Consider the following 17,630-nt stretch of genomic DNA (forward strand, 5'->3'; position numbering starts at 1 on the left):
CGCTACAATCCCGCTCTTGTTGTCTGGCACTGCTATAGGATTTTCCATGTCGGTTTCCTTCGTTCACCTTCGCGTGCACTCCGAATTTTCGCTGGTCGACGGCCTGGTGCGGATCAAGCCGCTGGCCAAGGCACTGGCCGGAATGAACATGCCGGCGGTGGCGATTACCGACCAGAGCAACATGTGCTCCCTGGTGAAGTTCTACAAAACCGCCATGGGCGCCGGCATCAAGCCGATCTGTGGTGCCGACCTGTGGCTGGCTGGCAGCGACCCGGAAGCGCCGCTCTCGCGGATCTGCTTCCTGGCCATGAACCCCAAGGGCTATCGCAACCTCACGGAATTGATTTCCCGCGGCTGGACCGAAGGCCAGCGCAACGGCTTGGTGATCATCCAGCGCGAGTGGATCGCCCCCGCCAGCGAAGGGCTGATCGCGCTGTCCGCTGGCAAGGAAGGCGACATCGGCATGGCGCTCATGGCGGGGCGCCAGGACGAGGCTCAGGCGCTGCTTGGCGATTGGATGGGCATGTTCCCCGACCGTTTCTACGTCGAGGTGCAGCGGACCAATCGCAGCGGTGACGAAGAGTACGTGCATGCCGCCGTGGCGCTGGCCGACCGCTTCGGTGCGCCCTTGGTGGCGACCAACGATGTGCGTTTCATCAAGCAGTCCGACTTCGACGCCCACGAGACCCGCGTCTGCATCGGCGAGGGCTGGACCCTCGACGATCCGCGCCGGCCCCGTGCCTACAGCGACCAGCAGTACCTCAAGTCCGCCGAGGAAATGGCCGAGCTGTTCAGCGACCTGCCGGACGCCATCGCCAACACCGTGGAAATCGCCAAGCGCTGCAACATCACCGTGCAGTTGGGCAAGTACTTCCTCCCCGATTTCCCGACGCCCAACGGCATGGGCATCGACGACTACCTGCGTCACGTCTCCCACGAAGGCCTGGAAGAGCGCCTGGCGGTGCTCTGGCCCAAGGAGACCACGCCCAATTACGAAGAGAAGCGCCAGGTCTATCTGGACCGCCTGAAGTTCGAGCTGGATATCATCATCCAGATGGGCTTCCCCGGTTACTTCCTGATCGTTATGGACTTCATCAAGTGGGCCAAGAACAACGGGGTGCCGGTGGGGCCTGGCCGAGGGTCGGGTGCGGGCTCGCTGGTGGCTTATGTGTTGAAGATCACCGACCTCGACCCGCTGGCCTATGACCTGCTGTTCGAGCGCTTCCTCAACCCAGAACGTATTTCCATGCCCGACTTCGACGTCGACTTCTGCATGGATGGCCGCGACCGGGTGATCGACTACGTGGCCGAGGCCTACGGGCGTAATGCAGTCAGCCAGATCATCACCTTCGGCACCATGGCGGCCAAGGCGGTGGTGCGGGACGTGGCCCGAGTCCAGGGCAAGTCCTATGGTCTGGCCGACCGCCTGTCGAAAATGATCCCGTTCGAAGTGGGCATGACTCTGGAGAAGGCCTACGAGCAGGAAGAAATCCTGCGCGACTTCCTCAAGAGCGACGAGGATGCCCGCGAAATCTGGGACATGGCCCTGAAGCTCGAAGGCGTTACCCGAGGCACCGGCAAGCACGCCGGGGGCGTGGTGATCGCGCCGACCAAGCTCACTGACTTCTCACCGATCGCCTGTGATGAAGAGGGTGGCGGCCTGGTGACCCAGTTCGACAAGGATGACGTCGAGGCTGCGGGCCTGGTGAAGTTCGACTTCCTCGGCCTGCGTACCCTGACCATCATCAAGTGGGCGATGGAGACGATCAACCGCGAGCAGGCCAAGAAGAACCTGCCCGACGTCAACATCGACTTCATCCCGCTGGACGACAAGAAGACCTACGAGCTTTTGCAAAAGGCCGAGACCACGGCCGTGTTCCAGCTCGAATCGCGCGGTATGAAGGAGCTGATCAAGAAGCTCAAGCCCGACTGCCTGGAAGACCTCATCGCACTCGTGGCGCTGTTCCGCCCCGGCCCGCTGCAATCGGGCATGGTGGATGACTTCATCAACCGTAAGCACGGCCGCGCCGAGCTGGCCTACCCGCACCCGGACTACCAGTACGAAGGCCTCAAGCCGGTACTGGCGCCGACCTACGGCATCATCCTGTACCAGGAACAGGTGATGCAGATCGCCCAGGTCATGGCCGGCTATACCTTGGGCGGCGCCGACATGCTGCGTCGCGCCATGGGTAAGAAAAAACCCGAGGAAATGGCCAAGCAGCGCGGCGGCTTCATCGAAGGTTGCGCCAACAACGGTATCGATGCAGACCTGGCGGGCAACATCTTCGACCTGGTGGAGAAATTCGCAGGTTACGGTTTCAACAAGTCCCACTCGGCCGCCTATGGCCTGGTGTCCTATCAGACAGCCTGGCTCAAGACCCACTACCCGGCGCCTTTCATGGCTGCGGTCCTGTCGGCGGATATGCACAACACCGACAAGGTGGTGGTGCTGATCGAAGAAGTGCGCAGCATGAAGCTGCGCCTGGACGCGCCGGATGTGAACAACTCCGACTTCAAGTTCACGGTCAACGACGATGGCCGCATCGTTTATGGGCTCGGGGCGATCAAGGGCGTCGGTGAGGGCCCGGTCGAGGCCATCGTCGAAGCGCGTGCCGAGGGCGGGCCATTCAAGGACCTGTTCGACTTCTGCGAGCGCGTCGATCTCAAGCGTATCAACAAGCGAACGCTCGATGCGCTGATCCGCAGTGGCGCGCTTGACCGCCTGGGCCCGTACTTCCATGACGAAATCAAGGCTTATCAGGCCAACATCGACCGCAACCGTGCGGTGCTGCTTTCGGCCCTGGAGGAGGCGATCAAGGCTGCCGAGCAGATCGCTCGTACTGCCGACAGCGGTCACGTGGATCTGTTCGGCGGCTTGTTCGTCGAACAGGACTCCGACGTCTACGCCAACCACCGCAAGGTGCGCGAGCTGACCCTGAAGGAGCGTCTGCGGGGCGAGAAGGACACCTTGGGCCTGTACCTGACCGGCCACCCGATCGACGAGTACGAGACCGAGATTCGCCGCTTCGCGCGCCAGCGCATCATTGATCTCAAGCCGTCCCGCGACACCCAGACCGTGGCAGGCATGATCATTGCGCTGCGGGTGATGAAGAACAAGAAAGGCGACAAGATGGGCTTCGTCACCCTCGACGACCGTTCCGGGCGTATCGAGGCTTCTTTATTTGCCGATGCGTTCATGGCGGCTCAGGCCCTGTTGCAGACGGATGCGATGGTGGTGGTGGAGGGAGAGGTCAGTCACGACGACTTTTCCGGCGGCCTGCGCCTGCGGGTCAAGCAGGTGATGACCATGGAGGATGCCCGCACCAAGCTGGCCGAGAGTCTGCGCCTGAAGGTGGCCCACGAGGCCCTCAAGGGCGACCGACTGGCCTGGCTGGGCGAGCTGATCACCCGTCATCGCGGTGGCTGCCCGATCACCCTGGAGTACACCGGGAGCGAGGCGCGGGCGATGCTGCAGTTTGGCGACGAGTGGTCGATCGATCCCGCCGACGGCCTGATTCAAGCGCTGCGTGACCAGTTCGGACGTGAGAACGTCTTCCTGCAATACCGCTGAACCGACGAATTTTAATCTCGACCTGAATGCGCCTGATCCCTTAAGGTAGGGCGCCAAACGGATCAACCGGCCGGCCGCCTGGCCGTAGACCCAAGACGGATGCCTATGAACCCGAATTTCCTCGATTTCGAACAGCCGATTGCCGACCTGCAAGCCAAGATCGAAGGGCTGCGCCTGGTGGGCAACGACAATTCGCTGAACATCAGCGATGAAATTGCCCGTCTGCAAGACAAGAGCAATACCCTGACCGAAAGCATCTTCGGCAACCTGACCAGCTGGCAAATCGCCCGTCTGGCCCGTCACCCTCGTCGTCCCTATACCCTGGACTACATCGACCACATCTTCACCGAGTTCGAAGAGCTGCACGGCGACCGTCACTTCGCTGACGATGCTGCGATCGTCGGCGGTACCGCGCGCCTGGACGGCAAGCCGGTCATGGTCATCGGTCACCAGAAGGGCCGTGAAGTGCGTGAAAAGGTGCGCCGCAACTTTGGCATGCCGCGTCCGGAAGGCTACCGCAAGGCCTGCCGCCTGATGGAAATGGCCGAGCGCTTCAAGATGCCTATCCTGACCTTCATCGATACTCCGGGTGCCTACCCTGGTATCGACGCCGAGGAGCGCAACCAGAGCGAGGCCATCGCCTGGAACCTGCGGGTAATGGCACGCCTGAAGACCCCGATCATCGCCACCGTCATCGGTGAGGGCGGTTCCGGTGGTGCGCTGGCCATCGGCGTGTGCGACCAATTGAACATGCTGCAGTATTCCACCTACTCGGTGATCTCGCCGGAAGGCTGCGCCTCGATCCTGTGGAAGACTGCCGACAAGGCTGCCGATGCTGCCGAGGCAATGGGCATCACCGCCGAGCGCCTGAAGAGCCTGAACATCGTCGACAAGGTCATCAGCGAGCCTCTGGGCGGCGCCCACCGTGACCCTGCGAAGATGTCCGAAAGCATCCGTGCCGACCTGGTCGAGCAGCTCGAGATGCTGGGCAAGTTCGATCACGATGCGCTGCTGGCCCGTCGTTACGATCGCCTGATGAGCTACGGCGTCTGACCCATTCGGGGGCGTCGCGCCTATCTTCGGATAAACCCGCTCCTTCCACGACGGCATTGCTTTAGATCGCAGTGCTATTGTGGGAGCGGGTTCACTCGCGAAAGGGGCGCGAAGCATCTGCGATGATCCTCCGTCATGTGAGGTCCTGATGATCAACCTCACCGCTCAACTTTCCCCCTGGCTCAATGCCCCCGCCTGGTACGTCGCTTTCTCCGGCGGCCTCGACTCCACCGTCCTGCTGCAGCTGCTGGCCGATTACGCCCGTCGTCATCGCGCCCCGCCACTGCGCGCCGTGCACATCCATCATGGCCTGCAAGCCGCTGCTGATGATTGGCCGCAACATTGCCAGTCGATCTGTGATGGGCTGGGTCTCGAGCTCCAGGTCATCCATGTTCAGGTCACGCCCGGTGCCAGCCTGGAACAGGCGGCCCGGGATGCCCGCTATGCCGCATTCGCGCAAGTGCTCGGGGCTGGGGAGGTGCTGTTCACAGGTCAGCACCGCGAGGACCAGGCCGAGACCTTGCTCTTTCGTCTGTTGCGCGGTGCCGGACTGCGCGGGCTGGCGGCCATGCCGGCAGCACGCCCCCTGGGGCAGGGGTGGCTGGCCCGGCCCCTGCTGGCGGTCGGGCGGGCGCAGTTGCTCGCGCAGGCCAATGCACAGGGGCTTTGCTGGATCGAGGATCCCTCCAACGCCAATACCACCTATGCCCGAAACTACCTGCGCGGCGAGGTATTCCCTGTGCTGAATCATCGTTGGCCTCAGGCCGCGAGCAATCTTGCCCGCAGTGCTGGGCATTTGGGCGAGGCCCTGGGCTTGCTGGACGAGCTGGCGGCAGATGATCTGGCGGGAGCCGCACAAGAGGCACCGTTTGCCTGGCTCGGCCTGGACTCTCTCGATCTGGCCGCGCTTGAGGCATTATCGCCAGCGCGCCAGCGAAATGCCCTGCAATATTGGTTGAGCCGTCGGACTCGGTTACCCGACGCCCGTCATTGGGCCGGCTGGGACAGCCTGCGTGACGCAGTCGTCGATGCCCAGCCGGTGTGGCGGCTGGGCGATGGTGAGTTGCAGCGCAGTCATGGGCGCATCTGGTGGTTGAAGGGGCAGTGGCTGGTGCCGGTCAAGGGCGTTCTGGCCTGGGCGGACCCAAGCGTGCCTCTGACGTTACCCGGTAATGGTTGCGTGTCCGTGCAGGGTGATTGTCCGCCAGGTGAGGTGCAGGTGCGCTACCGTCAGGGCGGCGAGATGCTCGAGGTGCCAGGACGGGGCCGTCGTGACCTCAAGCGCTTGCTGAACGAGCTGCAAGTCCCGCATTTCGTGCGCTCGCGTTTACCACTGCTGTGGCAGGGCGAGCGCCTGCTGGCAGTGGCCAACCTGCCGCTGGCAGGGCAGGGCGGTATCCAGTTGCATTGGCGGCCGCCGACGAGCGTGCAAGGTTTGAGCTGAAGGGTACATTCCGGTAGACTACCCTCCCTTCTTGATACAGCTTCTGTGGGTTCCTCGAAAACACAGCAGTTGCCGATTACCAAGCAGTTTTTTGCTGGGCTGATTCTTAAAATGACGAGCGAGCTCCATGCCGGGGATATCCCTGGTTTGTACAGACGCGGCAGTTGTTCGAGATGCACTGTGATTGACGCAGGTGATCGGGGGCTTCGGCCTTCCTTCGCTTTCTCCGGCGGCGCTGACCGCTTTAACGCAGACTTCTAGGGTTTTTCATGACGCGCTACATATTCGTCACGGGCGGTGTTGTTTCTTCATTGGGGAAAGGCATTGCCTCGGCTTCCTTGGCGGCCATCCTGGAGGCGCGGGGGCTCAAGGTCACCATGCTCAAGCTGGATCCGTACATCAACGTCGACCCCGGCACCATGAGCCCGTTCCAGCATGGTGAAGTGTTCGTCACCCACGATGGCGCCGAGACCGACCTCGACCTGGGCCACTACGAGCGGTTCATCCGCACCACCATGACCCAGAACAACAACTTCACCACCGGCCGTATCTACGAGCATGTGCTGCGCAAGGAGCGCCGTGGCGACTACCTGGGCGCGACCATCCAGGTCATCCCGCACATCACCGACGAGATCAAGCGTCGCATCATCAAGGGCGCCGGCGATGCCGACGTTGCCCTGGTCGAGATCGGTGGCACCGTCGGCGACATCGAGTCGCAGCCGTTCCTCGAGGCGATCCGCCAGCTGCGCGTCGAAGTGGGTTCCAAGCGCGCCATGCTGATGCACCTGACCCTGGTTCCTTACATCGCCACTGCCGGCGAGACCAAGACCAAACCGACCCAGCATTCGGTCAAGGAACTGCGCTCCATCGGCCTGCAGCCGGACGTGCTGATCTGCCGTTCCGACCACCCGGTCGATGCGTCGTCGCGCCGCAAGATCGCCCTGTTCACCAACGTCGAAGAGCGTGCGGTGATCTCTCTGCAAGACGTCGATACCATCTACAAGATCCCAGGTGTATTGCATGCCCAGGGCCTGGATGATTTCGTCGTCGAGCGCTTCGGCCTGCAGTGCAGCAGCGCCGATTTGTCCGAGTGGGACCAGGTCGTCGATGCCAAGCTGAACCCTGAGCATGAAGTCACCATCGCCATGGTCGGCAAGTACATGGAACTGCTGGATGCGTACAAGTCGCTGATCGAGGCCATGAGCCACGCGGGCATCAAGAACCGCACCAAGGTCAACCTGCGCTACATCGACTCCGAAGACATCGAGAACCAGGGCACCAGCCTGCTCGAAGGCGCCGATGCCATTCTCGTCCCGGGCGGTTTCGGTCTGCGCGGCGTCGAAGGCAAGATCACCGCTGTCCAGTACGCGCGCGAAAACAAGGTGCCGTACCTGGGCATCTGCCTGGGCATGCAGGTCGCGGTCATCGAGTTCGCACGTAACGTGATGGGCTGGAAAGACGCCAACTCCACCGAGTTCGACCGCAACAGCGGCCACCCGGTCGTCGGCCTGATCACCGAATGGGCCGATGCCACCGGCGCGGTCGAGACCCGTTCCGAAGCTTCCGACCTGGGCGGCACCATGCGCCTGGGTGCTCAGGACTGCCAGCTGGCGGCCGGCTCCAAGGTCCATGACTGCTATGGCAAGGATGTGATCACCGAGCGTCACCGCCACCGCTACGAAGTGAACAACAACCTGCTGCCACAGCTGGTCGAGGCAGGCTTGGTGGTATCCGGTCGTTCCGAGGACGGTGCGCTGGTTGAAGTGGTCGAGTCCAAGGACCACCCATGGTTCGTCGCTTGCCAGTTCCACCCCGAGTTCACCTCGACCCCACGTGACGGCCACCCGCTGTTCAGTGGTTTCGTCAAGGCGGCCCTGGCCCAGAAGAACAAGGCCTGATCCATGACCCAGAAGATCATTCGCGTCGGTAGCATCGAGATCGCCAACGACAAGCCGTTCGTCCTGTTCGGCGGCATGAACGTCCTGGAGTCCCGTGACCTGGCCCTGAAGGTCTGCGAAGCCTACGTGCGGGTCACCGAGAAGCTCGGTATCCCTTACGTGTTCAAGGCCAGCTTCGACAAGGCCAACCGTTCGTCGATCAACTCCTATCGTGGTCCGGGCATGGAAGAAGGGCTGAAGATCTTCGAAGAGATCAAGCAGACCTTCAAGGTGCCGGTGATCACCGACGTGCACGAGCCCTACCAAGCCGAGCCCGTCGCCAAGGTGTGCGACATCATCCAGCTGCCAGCCTTCCTGTCGCGCCAGACCGACCTGGTCGTGGCGATGGCCAAGACCGGCGCCGTGATCAACATCAAGAAGGCTCAGTTCCTCGCGCCTCAGGAAATGAAGCACATCCTGACCAAGTGCGAAGAAGCCGGTAACGACCAGTTGATCCTCTGCGAGCGTGGTTCGAGCTTCGGCTACAACAACCTCGTCGTGGACATGCTCGGCTTCGGCATCATGAAGCAGTTCGAGTATCCGGTGTTCTTCGATGTGACCCATGCCCTGCAGATGCCGGGCGGTCGCTCCGATTCCGCCGGTGGTCGTCGCGCCCAGGTCACCGACCTGGCCAAGGCCGGCATGAGCCAAGGCTTGGCCGGGCTGTTCCTGGAAGCCCACCCGGACCCGGACAACGCCAAGTGCGATGGTCCTTGCGCCCTGCGCCTGGACAAGCTGGAGCCGTTCCTGGCCCAGCTCAAGCAACTGGACGACCTGGTGAAAAGTTTTCCGACGGTAGAGACCGCGTAAAGCTCATTTCTCCGGTAAAGTACCGCCCTCACCCCTGACCGAACGGTCAGGGGTCGCCTTCGCCAGGCCTGCCCGTTTCCGAACTGCCTGGCGAACGCCCAGATTTCCTTAGCTGCGTTGTTTTCGTCAATTCTGGAGTGCTTACAACAATGGCAAAAATCGTCGACATCAAAGGTCGTGAAGTTCTCGATTCGCGTGGCAACCCCACCGTGGAAGCCGATGTTCTGCTCGACAACGGCATCATCGGCAGCGCCTGCGCGCCGTCCGGTGCTTCCACCGGCTCGCGTGAAGCGCTGGAGCTGCGTGATGGCGACAAGAGCCGTTACCTGGGCAAGGGCGTGCTGAAGGCTGTTGCCAACATCAACGGCCCGATCCGCGACCTGCTGCTGGGCAAGGACCCGGCCGACCAGAAGGCCCTGGACCGCGCCATGATCGAACTGGACGGTACCGAGAACAAGGCCAAGCTGGGCGCCAACGCCATCCTGGCCGTCTCCCTGGCTGCCGCCAAGGCTGCTGCCCAGGATCAGGACCTGCCGCTGTACGCACACATCGCCAACCTCAATGGCACCCCAGGCCAGTACTCCATGCCGGTTCCGATGATGAACATCATCAACGGCGGCGAGCACGCCGACAACAACGTCGACATCCAGGAGTTCATGGTTCAGCCGGTTGGCGCCAAGACCTTCTCCGATGCCCTGCGCATGGGTACCGAAATCTTCCACCACCTCAAAGCCGTGCTCAAGGCTCGTGGCCTGAACACCGCTGTGGGTGACGAAGGTGGCTTCGCGCCAAACCTGACCTCCAACGAAGACGCCCTGGGCGCCATCGCCGAGGCCGTCGAGAAGGCCGGCTACAAGCTGGGCACCGACGTGACCCTGGCCCTGGACTGCGCGGCTTCCGAGTTCTACGAAGACGGCAAGTACAACCTGTCTGGCGAAGGCAAGTCGTTCGATGCCGAAGGCTTTGCCGATTACCTCAAGGGCTTGACCGAGCGCTTCCCGATCATCTCGATCGAAGATGGCCTGGACGAGTCCGACTGGGCTGGCTGGAAGATCCTCACCGACAAGATCGGTGCCAAGGTACAGCTGGTCGGCGACGACCTGTTCGTGACCAACACCAAGATCCTCAAGGAAGGCATCGAGAAGGGCATCGGTAACTCGATCCTGATCAAGTTCAACCAGATCGGCTCGCTGACCGAAACCCTGGAAGCCATCCAGATGGCCAAGGCTGCCGGCTACACCGCGGTCATCTCCCACCGTTCGGGTGAAACCGAGGACTCCACCATCGCCGATCTGGCCGTCGGTACCGCTGCTGGCCAGATCAAGACCGGTTCGCTGTGCCGTTCCGACCGCGTCTCGAAGTACAACCAGCTGCTGCGTATCGAAGAGCAACTGGGCGCCAAGGCCGTGTACCGCGGTCGTGCCGAGTTTCGCGGCTGAGCAAGAGATGGTAAAAAGGCAGCAGCCGAGGCCGTCTGAACGTTCGTACTGAGCTGTCAGACGCCTCTTACGGGTTTCTGTCGACGAAGCCTGGCCTCGGCCAGGCTTCGTGCTATTGGAAGCTCGCTGCGGCGGCCTTTTACCTCTGGATATCTTGATGCGCAGTCCCTATTGGTTGTTTCTCGTCCTGCTCCTGCTGCTCGGCGGCCTGCAGTACCGCCTTTGGGTGGGTAACGGCAGCCTGGCGCAAGTGGCCGAGCTCAAGCAGCAGATCGCAGAACAGCATGCCGAGAACGAGCGGCTGCTCGAGCGTAATCGCGTGCTGGATGCTGAAGTTCTGGAGTTGAAAAAAGGTATGGAGACCGTCGAAGAGCGGGCTCGTCACGAATTGGGGATGGTCAAGGAGGGTGAAACCCTCTACCAGTTGCCGCAGAAATGACGCAGACGCTACCGGCTTTCTGGGCCGTGATTCCCGCCGCGGGCGTCGGTGCCCGCATGGCTGCCGATCGTCCCAAGCAGTATCTGCAATTGGGCGGGCAGACCCTTCTCGAGCATAGCCTCGACTGTTTTCTCGACCACCCCTCGCTCAAGGGCGTGGTGGTCAGCATTGCCGCCGATGATCCCTACTGGCCTGGCCTACGCTGTGCCAACGACCCACGCATACAGCGTGCGGCCGGGGGGCGTGAGCGGGCCGACTCGGTGCTCAATGCATTATTGCTTTTGCATGCCCAAGGGGCGGCGGACAGCGACTGGGTGCTGGTGCATGACGCGGCGCGACCGAACCTGGCGCGCAGCGACCTGGATCGGTTGCTGTCGGAGTTGGCCGACGATCCTGTCGGAGGTTTACTTGCGGTGCCTGCTCGCGACACGCTCAAGCGTGCCGATGCCAATGGACGGGTCAGTGCCACGGTGGATCGCAGCACCATCTGGCAGGCCTACACGCCGCAGATGTTCCGCCTGGGGGCCTTGCACCGGGCCCTGGCCGAATGCCTGGTCTCCGATGTGGTGGTCACGGACGAGGCCTCGGCCATCGAATGGTCCGGTCAGGCGCCGCGCTTGATTGAAGGGCGCAGCGACAACATAAAAGTCACCCGCCCGGAAGACCTGGAATGGTTGCGCCAGCGCTGGGCCGCCCGTCGCTGAAACCGAACGCCTGCGTCCACCTCTTCGCAAGTGCTCCCGCGAAGAGGTCATCGGAATCCTCAGTTTTGCCGATACTCTGGCAGCCCCGCCAGCCCCTCCTTCAGAAAGTCCACCAGCCGCCGCACTTTCGGTGACAAGTGCCTTTGCTGCGGGTACAGCGCCCACACAGCCGTGTTCGGTGGCTGGTGCGCTTCGAGCAGCGATACCAGCGCACCGCTGTTGAGGTGCTCAAGTACGTAATAGTCCGGCAACTGGCACAACCCCATGCCCAACAATGCTGCATCCAGCACGGCCTGCCCGCTATTGCAGCGCCAGTTGCCCTGCACCCGCTGACTCAACTCCCGCCCATCCTGCTGCAACACCCAGAGGTCGGAACTGCCGATCAGGCAGTTGTGCCGAGTCAGTTCCGACAGGCTGTGGGGGCGACCATAGCGCTCAAGGTAGGCGGGGGAGGCGCACAGGTACATGCGCCGGGGAGCCAAGCGCGTAGCCACCAGGCGTGAGTCCTGCAGACGCCCGAGGCGTATCGCCAGGTCCATTCCCTCATGCACCAAGTCCAAGGTGCGGTTGCTCAGTTCCACCTCAACGCGCAGTTGCGGATACAGGGCCATGAAGCGCGTCACCAAGGGGACGATGAAGCGTTCTCCATAAGCCACCGCGCAGGTCATGCGCAACAGCCCTTTGGGCTCGCTGGCAAGGTCGCCCATGGCGCGCAGGGCTTCTTCGCGTCCGTCCTGCAAGCGCTGGCAATGTTGCAGGAAGGTCTGCCCTGCCTCGCTCAGGGTCACCCGGCGGGTACTGCGGTACAGAAGCCGTGTCTGCAAGCGCTCTTCCAGACGAGCGATTTGTCGGCTGATGTGCGAGGACGAAACACCCAGACGTTCGGCGGCGGCGGTGAACTGACCTGACTCGGCCACCGCGACGAATTCGTCGATGCCTTCCCAGCGACTGCTCATTGATTATCCCTGTGTGGCAATAATGTTTTTACTTGCGCCGGATTATTCATCAAAAGTGCTTGAATTACACTGAGCCGAAGCAATCATCCCTTGTCTGGAGTTCCGTTGATGATCAAGTCCCGCGCCGCTGTTGCCTTCGAGGCCAAGAAACCCCTGGAAATCGTCGAAGTCGACGTGGCCATGCCCAAAGCGGGTGAAGTGCTCCTGCGTGTGGTGGCCAGCGGTGTCTGCCATACCGATGCCTACACCCTGTCGGGCGCCGACCCGGAAGGTATCTTCCCCTCGATCCTGGGCCACGAGGGCGGTGCGATCGTCGAAGCCGTGGGCGAGGGTGTCACCTCGGTCGCTGTCGGCGACCACGTGATCCCGCTGTACACCCCCGAATGCGGCCAATGCAAATTCTGCCGCTCGGGCAAGACCAACCTGTGCCAGGCCATCCGCGCCACTCAGGGCAAGGGCCTGATGCCGGACGGCACCACCCGTTTTTCCTATAAAGGCCAGCAACTGTTCCACTACATGGGCACCTCGACGTTCTCCGAGTACACCGTGTTGCCGGAAATCTCCGTGGCCAAGATCGCCAAGGATGCGCCGCTGGAGAAGGTCTGCCTGCTCGGATGCGGTGTCACCACCGGTATCGGTGCCGTGCTCAACACCGCTAAGGTCAAGGCTGGCGACACCGTCGCCATCTTCGGTCTGGGCGGCATCGGTCTGTCGGCGATCATCGGTGCGGTGAAGGCCAAGGCTTCGCGCATCATCGCCGTGGACATCAACCCGGCCAAGTTCGAGATCGCTCGCCAGCTTGGCGCCACCGACTGCGTGAACCCGAAGGACTATGACCGTCCGATCCAAGAAGTCATCGTCGATCTCACCGACGGTGGTGTGGACTACTCCTTCGAATGCGTAGGCAACGTCCAGCTGATGCGTGCGGCGCTGGAGTGCTGCCACAAAGGTTGGGGTGAGTCGGTGATCATCGGTGTCGCCGGCGCCGGGCAGGAAATCTCCACCCGTCCGTTCCAGCTGGTGACCGGCCGAGTCTGGCGTGGTTCGGCATTCGGCGGTGTGCGTGGTCGCAGCGAGCTGCCAAGCTACGTGGAAATGTCGCAGAAAGGCGAGATCCCGCTGGATACCTTCATCACCCACACCATGGGCCTGGAGGACATCAACAAAGCCTTCGACCTGATGCATGAAGGCAAGAGCATCCGCAGCGTGATCCATTTCTGAGGTTTGCCCATGAGCCTGGAAAACATCTCCTGCCAGAAAAGCTTCGGCGGCTGGCACAAGCGCTACCGGCACGCCTCCAAGGTCCTGGGTTGCGACATGGTGTTCGCCGTCTACCTGCCGCCGCAGGCCGAGCAGGGCGAGAAACTGCCGGTGTTGTACTGGCTCAGTGGCCTGACGTGCACGGACGAGAACTTCATGCAAAAGGCCGGCGCCCAGCGCCTGGCCGCAGAGCTTGGCCTGATCATCGTTGCCCCCGACACCAGCCCGCGCGGCGAGCAGGTGCCGGGTGACCCGGATGGCGCCTGGGACTTTGGTCTGGGCGCAGGTTTCTACCTCAACGCCACCCAGCAGCCCTGGGCTCAGCACTACCGCATGCACGACTACGTGGTGCGGGAGCTGCCCACCTTGGTCGAGGCGCATTTTCCGGCCTCCGACCTGCGCAGTATCAGCGGCCACTCCATGGGTGGGCACGGTGCCTTGGTTTGCGCCCTACGCAACCCTGGGCGCTATCGCTCGGTGTCGGCCTTTTCGCCGATCAGCAATCCGATGGATTGCCCGTGGGGGGAAAAGGCTTTCTCCCGTTACCTGGGGGACGACCGGGCGCGCTGGCGCGAGTGGGATGCCAGCGTACTGCTGGCCGAGACAGCCGCCGGGCAATGCCCGCCGCTGCTGATCGACCAGGGTGACCGGGATGACTTTCTCGAGAAGCAGCTCAAGCCCCAGGCGCTGGAGCAGGCGGCGCGCAAGGGAGGGCATGAGCTGACGCTGCGTTTGCAGCCTGGCTATGACCACAGCTACTACTTCATCGCCAGCTTCATCGATGAACACCTGCGCCATCACGCGGTGGCGTTGGGCAGGGTCTGATCCAGGGGCTTCTTTGCGGCCGCTTCGCACCAGCGGGGTCGCTGCGGTAAAGGGGCTGCAAAGCAGCCCCAATATCCAGCAAAGCAGGTAGAATCCAGCCCTGACTCATTCAGGGCTTTTTCTTATGCGTATTGGCCACGGCTACGATGTGCACCGTTTCGGCGACGGTGATTTCATTACCCTGGGTGGGGTGCGTATACCCCACAAATACGGCCTGCTGGCCCATTCCGACGGCGATGTGCTGCTGCATGCGCTCAGCGATGCCCTGCTTGGCGCTGCGGCGTTGGGCGACATCGGCAAGCATTTCCCCGATACCGACCCTCAGTTCAAAGGGGCCGACAGCCGGGCGCTGCTGCGCCATGTGGTCGGCATCGTTCAGGCCAAGGGCTGGAAGGTCGGCAACGTCGACACCACCATCGTCGCCCAGGCACCCAAGATGGCACCGCATATCCCGACCATGCGCCAGTTGATCGCCGAAGACCTGCAGGTCGAACTCGACCAAGTCAACGTCAAGGCCACCACCACCGAGAAGCTGGGTTTCACCGGCCGTGAGGAGGGCATCGCCGTGCATGCGGTGGCCCTGTTGCTGCCAGCATGACCGAACTGGAACTGCTGGGCCCACGGGCCTGGGGGGGCTCCTTGGGCCAGGCGGTGCTCAAGGCAGTGGCTGAGGACTTTCAGGTCGACGAAGTGCTGGACATTCCACTTTCTGGCCAGGGCGAGCACCTCTGGCTGTGGGTCGAAAAACGTGACCTGAACACCGAGGAAGCGGCCCGTCGCCTGGCGCGTGCCGCCGGCGTGCCGGTTCGCTCGATCAGCTATGCCGGCCTCAAGGACCGACAGGCCCTGACCCGTCAGTGGTTCAGTCTGCACCTGCCGGGCAAGGCCGACCCTGACCTGTCCCGTGCCGAAGATGCAAGCCTGCGCGTACTCAAGCAGGTGCGTCACCAGCGCAAGCTCCAGCGCGGGGCCCATTCGGCTAACGGCTTCACCTTGCGCCTCACGGCCCTTGCGGCCGATCACCAAGCCCTCGATGCGCGCCTGGAACAACTCAAGCAGCACGGGGTACCCAACTACTTCGGCAGCCAACGGTTCGGCCACGAGGGCGGCAACGTGCATGATGCCCGCCAGTGGGCCGAGCGAAACGCGTTGCCGGAGCAGCGCAATGTCCGCTCGCGGCTGTTGTCCGCCGCGCGCAGCTACGTGTTCAACCAGGTACTGGCCGCGCGTGTCGCCAATGGCAGCTGGAACACAGCGCAGGTCGGTGATTTGCTGGCCTTCACAGAAAGCCGCAGTTTCTTCCCGGCGGGTGAGCAGGAATGTACCGATCCACGACTGGCGATTCTTGACTTGCATCCCACCGGGCCGCTCTGGGGCGAAGGCGTCTCACCGACCCGCGGCGATACGTCTATGCTGGAAACAGCCATCGGCGATCGGCATCTGGCGCTGTGCCAGTGGTTGGCACGAGCAGGCATGAATCACGAACGACGCATCCTGCGGCTCCCTATTGGCGGGCTGACGTGGCATTATCCCGAGCCTGATATCCTGCAACTGGAATTCGTCCTTCCGGCCGGATGCTTCGCCACCGTGGTGGTGCGCGAGCTCGTCGATCTGGTGCCGGCAGGGCAGACGGACAGCCCATGCGTATTCTGATTTCGAATGACGACGGTGTTACCGCACCCGGCCTTGCCGCGCTGCATGCTGCGCTGGCGGACTACGCCGAGTGCGTGGTGATTGCCCCGGATCAAGACAAAAGCGGTGCGAGCAGTTCACTGACACTGGACCGGCCGCTGCATCCGCAGACCTTGGCCAACGGCTTCATCAGCCTGAACGGCACGCCCACCGACTGCGTGCATTTAGGGCTCAACGGGTTGTTGCCCGAGACACCCGATATGGTCGTGTCCGGTATCAACCTGGGAGCCAACCTCGGGGATGACGTGCTCTATTCCGGTACGGTCGCCGCGGCACTGGAGGGGCGCTTCCTGGGCGGCACATCGCTGGCGTTCTCGCTGTTGTCGCGCCTGCCGGACAACCTGCCGACCGCGGCCTACATCGCCCGCCGCCTGGTTGAAGCCCAGTCGCGCCTGGAGCTGCCGCCTCGCACCGTGCTCAACGTGAACATCCCAAACCTGCCTCTGGAACACATTCGTGGCATCCAGCTCACCCGGCTCGGCCATCGGGCGCGGGCAGCGGCGCCGACCAAGGTGGTCAACCCGCGTGGCAAGGAAGGCTACTGGATCGCCGTGGCCGGTGACGCCGAGGACGGCGGGCCGGGGACCGACTTTCACGCGGTGATGCAGGGGTACGTGTCGATCACCCCGCTGCAACTGGACCGCACCTTCAACGAAGCCTTCGAGCGTCTCGATGGCTGGGTGGAGGATCTGCTCTGATGCGTGAACAGGACGATCTGCTGCGCCGAGGCATCGGCATGACCTCCCAGCGTACCCGGGAGCGGTTGATCCAGCGTCTGTACGAGGAAGGCGTCTCGAACACCCAGGTGCTCGAGGTCATCCGTCGCACCCCGCGTCATCTGTTTGTCGACGAGGCCCTGGCGCACCGGGCCTACGAGGACACCGCGCTGCCGATCGGGCATAACCAGACCATTTCCCAGCCGTTCATGGTGGCGCACATGAGTGAGCTGCTGCTGGAGGCCGGGCCGTTGGACAAGGTCCTGGAGATCGGCACGGGGTCGGGTTACCAGACCGCCATTCTCGCGCAACTGGTGGAGCGGGTGTTCTCGGTGGAGCGGATCAAGGTCCTGCAGGACCGGGCCAAGGAGCGCCTGGTCGAGCTCAACCTGCGCAACGTGGTGTTTCGTTGGGGCGACGGCTGTGAAGGATGGCCGGCGCTGGCGCCTTACAACGGCATCATCGTGACAGCCGTGGCGCCGGAGGTTCCCCAAGCCTTGCTGGACCAGCTGGCGCCGGGTGGACGCATGGTGATTCCAGTGGGCGCTGCCGGCGAGTCCCAACAGTTGATGTTGATCGTACGCGAGGAACATGGGTTCTCCCGTCGTGTGCTGGGCGCCGTGCGTTTCGTACCGCTGCTCAACGGTCCGGTGGCGTGAGGGCGCGCTGAATATTTGCGTCGTCGACGAATTCTTCAGCCTCGAACCTGTCTATCGTGCGGGGTTTCGTCGCGCTTGCCGCGGCACCTGAGCCAGCCACCCAAGCCGGTCTGTCTCGTTTATAA

Annotated in this window: 15 protein-coding genes; 14 read left to right on the forward strand and 1 reads right to left on the reverse strand. The window is 62.7% G+C overall.

Annotated features, from left to right (window positions below; genetic code table 11):
- Positions 1 to 46: 46 nt before the first annotated feature.
- The 8 genes from dnaE (at position 47) to ispD (ending at position 11,397) form a co-directional block, all read left to right on the forward strand.
- Positions 47 to 3,571, forward strand: a complete 3,525-nt coding sequence (gene dnaE, locus DQ397_RS20470; RefSeq protein ID WP_043208844.1) for a DNA polymerase III subunit alpha — start codon at positions 47 to 49, stop codon at positions 3,569 to 3,571.
- Positions 3,572 to 3,676: 105 nt separating this feature from the next.
- A complete protein-coding gene (locus DQ397_RS20475) occupies positions 3,677 to 4,624 on the forward strand; it encodes an acetyl-CoA carboxylase carboxyltransferase subunit alpha (RefSeq protein ID WP_043208841.1) in 948 nt (315 codons plus the stop codon).
- Between the two features lie 148 nt (positions 4,625 to 4,772).
- Complete coding sequence (gene tilS / locus DQ397_RS20480) at positions 4,773 to 6,068, forward strand: tRNA lysidine(34) synthetase TilS (protein WP_043208839.1); 1,296 nt, start codon at positions 4,773 to 4,775, stop codon at positions 6,066 to 6,068.
- A 269-nt stretch (positions 6,069 to 6,337) separates the two neighbouring features.
- Positions 6,338 to 7,966 (forward strand): CTP synthase, encoded by a 1,629-nt coding sequence (locus DQ397_RS20485; RefSeq protein ID WP_043208837.1) that lies wholly within the window; start codon positions 6,338 to 6,340, stop codon positions 7,964 to 7,966.
- A gap of 3 nt (positions 7,967 to 7,969) precedes the next feature.
- Positions 7,970 to 8,815 carry a 3-deoxy-8-phosphooctulonate synthase gene (kdsA, locus tag DQ397_RS20490; protein WP_043208834.1) on the forward strand — a complete coding sequence of 282 codons (846 nt, stop codon included), beginning with the start codon at positions 7,970 to 7,972 and terminating at the stop codon, positions 8,813 to 8,815.
- Between the two features lie 149 nt (positions 8,816 to 8,964).
- Positions 8,965 to 10,254: a phosphopyruvate hydratase gene (gene eno, locus DQ397_RS20495; RefSeq protein ID WP_043208831.1), complete on the forward strand. Its 1,290-nt coding sequence runs from the start codon at positions 8,965 to 8,967 to the stop codon at positions 10,252 to 10,254.
- A 157-nt stretch (positions 10,255 to 10,411) separates the two neighbouring features.
- Positions 10,412 to 10,693, forward strand: coding sequence for a cell division protein FtsB (gene ftsB / locus DQ397_RS20500; protein WP_043208829.1), 282 nt, complete (start codon positions 10,412 to 10,414; stop codon positions 10,691 to 10,693).
- Positions 10,690 to 11,397, forward strand: coding sequence for a 2-C-methyl-D-erythritol 4-phosphate cytidylyltransferase (gene ispD / locus DQ397_RS20505; protein ID WP_043208827.1), 708 nt, complete (start codon positions 10,690 to 10,692; stop codon positions 11,395 to 11,397). The genes ftsB and ispD overlap by 4 nt, the downstream gene beginning before the upstream one ends.
- 59 nt (positions 11,398 to 11,456) lie before the next feature.
- Here the strand turns inward: ispD and DQ397_RS20510 are convergent, their stop codons facing one another.
- Complete coding sequence (locus DQ397_RS20510; RefSeq protein ID WP_043208825.1) at positions 11,457 to 12,353, reverse strand: LysR substrate-binding domain-containing protein; 897 nt, start codon at positions 12,351 to 12,353, stop codon at positions 11,457 to 11,459.
- A gap of 108 nt (positions 12,354 to 12,461) precedes the next feature.
- Here DQ397_RS20510 and DQ397_RS20515 point away from each other — a divergent pair, with 108 nt between their 5' ends.
- The 6 genes from DQ397_RS20515 (at position 12,462) to DQ397_RS20540 (ending at position 17,505) form a co-directional block, all read left to right on the forward strand.
- Positions 12,462 to 13,574 (forward strand): S-(hydroxymethyl)glutathione dehydrogenase/class III alcohol dehydrogenase, encoded by a 1,113-nt coding sequence (locus DQ397_RS20515; RefSeq protein WP_043208823.1) that lies wholly within the window; start codon positions 12,462 to 12,464, stop codon positions 13,572 to 13,574.
- Between the two features lie 9 nt (positions 13,575 to 13,583).
- On the forward strand, positions 13,584 to 14,438 hold the full coding sequence (gene fghA, locus DQ397_RS20520) for an S-formylglutathione hydrolase (RefSeq protein WP_043208822.1): 855 nt from the start codon (positions 13,584 to 13,586) through the stop codon (positions 14,436 to 14,438).
- Between the two features lie 124 nt (positions 14,439 to 14,562).
- Positions 14,563 to 15,036 carry a 2-C-methyl-D-erythritol 2,4-cyclodiphosphate synthase gene (ispF, locus tag DQ397_RS20525; RefSeq protein WP_043208819.1) on the forward strand — a complete coding sequence of 158 codons (474 nt, stop codon included), beginning with the start codon at positions 14,563 to 14,565 and terminating at the stop codon, positions 15,034 to 15,036.
- Complete coding sequence (gene truD, locus DQ397_RS20530; protein ID WP_043208817.1) at positions 15,033 to 16,091, forward strand: tRNA pseudouridine(13) synthase TruD; 1,059 nt, start codon at positions 15,033 to 15,035, stop codon at positions 16,089 to 16,091. The genes ispF and truD overlap by 4 nt, the downstream gene beginning before the upstream one ends.
- Positions 16,079 to 16,828, forward strand: coding sequence for a 5'/3'-nucleotidase SurE (gene surE / locus DQ397_RS20535; RefSeq protein ID WP_043208815.1), 750 nt, complete (start codon positions 16,079 to 16,081; stop codon positions 16,826 to 16,828). Before truD ends, surE begins: the two co-directional genes overlap by 13 nt.
- Positions 16,829 to 16,866: 38 nt before the next feature.
- Positions 16,867 to 17,505: a protein-L-isoaspartate(D-aspartate) O-methyltransferase gene (locus tag DQ397_RS20540; protein ID WP_167358117.1), complete on the forward strand. Its 639-nt coding sequence runs from the start codon at positions 16,867 to 16,869 to the stop codon at positions 17,503 to 17,505.
- The last annotated feature ends 125 nt before the right edge of the window (positions 17,506 to 17,630 follow it).

It is taken from the genome of Pseudomonas sp. CK-NBRI-02 (assembly GCF_008124495.1).
Classification (GTDB): Bacteria; Pseudomonadota; Gammaproteobacteria; order Pseudomonadales; family Pseudomonadaceae; genus Aquipseudomonas; species Aquipseudomonas guariconensis.

What these genes read in the sequence shown, in the direction of transcription:
- dnaE (WP_043208844.1), top strand. Translation starts at nt 47, where the DNA reads ATGTCGGTTTCCTTCGTTCACCTTCGCGTGCACTCCGAATTTTCGCTG.
- DQ397_RS20475 (WP_043208841.1), top strand. Translation starts at nt 3,677, where the DNA reads ATGAACCCGAATTTCCTCGATTTCGAACAGCCGATTGCCGACCTGCAA.
- tilS (WP_043208839.1), top strand. Translation starts at nt 4,773, where the DNA reads ATGATCAACCTCACCGCTCAACTTTCCCCCTGGCTCAATGCCCCCGCC.
- DQ397_RS20485 (WP_043208837.1), top strand. Translation starts at nt 6,338, where the DNA reads ATGACGCGCTACATATTCGTCACGGGCGGTGTTGTTTCTTCATTGGGG.
- kdsA (WP_043208834.1), top strand. Translation starts at nt 7,970, where the DNA reads ATGACCCAGAAGATCATTCGCGTCGGTAGCATCGAGATCGCCAACGAC.
- eno (WP_043208831.1), top strand. Translation starts at nt 8,965, where the DNA reads ATGGCAAAAATCGTCGACATCAAAGGTCGTGAAGTTCTCGATTCGCGT.
- ftsB (WP_043208829.1), top strand. Translation starts at nt 10,412, where the DNA reads ATGCGCAGTCCCTATTGGTTGTTTCTCGTCCTGCTCCTGCTGCTCGGC.
- ispD (WP_043208827.1), top strand. Translation starts at nt 10,690, where the DNA reads ATGACGCAGACGCTACCGGCTTTCTGGGCCGTGATTCCCGCCGCGGGC.
- DQ397_RS20510 (WP_043208825.1), bottom strand. Translation starts at nt 12,353, where the DNA reads ATGAGCAGTCGCTGGGAAGGCATCGACGAATTCGTCGCGGTGGCCGAG.
- DQ397_RS20515 (WP_043208823.1), top strand. Translation starts at nt 12,462, where the DNA reads ATGATCAAGTCCCGCGCCGCTGTTGCCTTCGAGGCCAAGAAACCCCTG.
- fghA (WP_043208822.1), top strand. Translation starts at nt 13,584, where the DNA reads ATGAGCCTGGAAAACATCTCCTGCCAGAAAAGCTTCGGCGGCTGGCAC.
- ispF (WP_043208819.1), top strand. Translation starts at nt 14,563, where the DNA reads ATGCGTATTGGCCACGGCTACGATGTGCACCGTTTCGGCGACGGTGAT.
- truD (WP_043208817.1), top strand. Translation starts at nt 15,033, where the DNA reads ATGACCGAACTGGAACTGCTGGGCCCACGGGCCTGGGGGGGCTCCTTG.
- surE (WP_043208815.1), top strand. Translation starts at nt 16,079, where the DNA reads ATGCGTATTCTGATTTCGAATGACGACGGTGTTACCGCACCCGGCCTT.
- DQ397_RS20540 (WP_167358117.1), top strand. Translation starts at nt 16,867, where the DNA reads ATGACCTCCCAGCGTACCCGGGAGCGGTTGATCCAGCGTCTGTACGAG.